The 302-nt window shown below is 59.3% G+C and carries 1 protein-coding gene; it reads right to left on the minus strand.

Annotation, left to right across the window (positions count from 1 at the left end; all coding sequences use genetic code 11):
• On the minus strand, positions 1-302 hold a 302-nt coding region (locus L971_RS14725), incomplete at both ends, for a carbon starvation CstA 5TM domain-containing protein (protein ID WP_047376484.1).

Here is a 302-nt window from a genome sequence, read left to right on the forward strand (position 1 = left end):
CAGGATGTAGAACCAGACCGCGTACAGCATGAACGTGCCCGGGACGAGCGCGATGTAGTGGTTGCGCCCCTTGATGTACAGGTACATCGCCCCGACGAAGAGCGCGATGACGGCCGTCGTCTGGTTCGCCCAGTTGAAGTACTGCCAAAGCATCTGGAAGTCCATGTTCGTCAACACGTACGAGATCGCGAAGAGCGGGAGTGCGATCCAAAGGCGTGAGGCGAACTTCTTCTGTGCGACCTTCAAGTAGTCGGCGATGATCATCCGGGCGCTACGGAACGCCGTGTCGCCGGACGTGATCG

This window comes from Exiguobacterium sp. ZOR0005 (genome assembly GCF_000798975.1).
GTDB lineage: Bacteria > Bacillota > Bacilli > Exiguobacteriales > Exiguobacteriaceae > Exiguobacterium > Exiguobacterium aurantiacum.